The sequence below is a fragment of the Nocardia sp. NPDC059236 genome, from assembly GCF_042754085.1.
Classification (GTDB): Bacteria; Actinomycetota; Actinomycetes; order Mycobacteriales; family Mycobacteriaceae; genus Nocardia.
In genome coordinates this window covers 1-344 of sequence record NZ_JBHZAF010000082.1, presented here as the reverse complement: position 1 = coordinate 344, position 344 = coordinate 1, and the positions used below count along the sequence as shown (strand labels likewise).

1 pseudogene is annotated in these 344 nt (G+C 69.8%); it reads left to right on the top strand.

Features of this window, described 5'->3' with window-relative positions:
• Positions 1-344, top strand: a pseudogene (locus ACFXIV_RS48005) (hypothetical protein); the annotation flags it as partial.

The window sequence follows — 344 nt, the reverse complement described above, 5'->3', positions numbered from 1 at the left end:
CCTCCTCCGCCAGGACACGACAGAGCTCCACCAAGAGCCGCCGACCGTCTCCGAGACCGTCCCCGATCTGGTGGCCCGCACCGCCGCCTCGGGCGTCGACATCTGCCTTCGCCACCACACAGCGCAGGAGGTGACCGAGGAAGAAGCTGCAGGGGAAGCAGGTGCTGGGAAGGCAGGTGAGGGAAAAGCAGGTGAGGGAGCGGAGAGCGACCCGTCCCGACTGCCCCCACTCGTCGACCGGGCCCTCCACCGCGTCGTCCAGGAGGCCATCACCAACGCGACGAAGCACGCTCCCGGCTCAGCCATCACCGTCGAGCTCCGGCAGGGGAGCACCGCGGTGGACG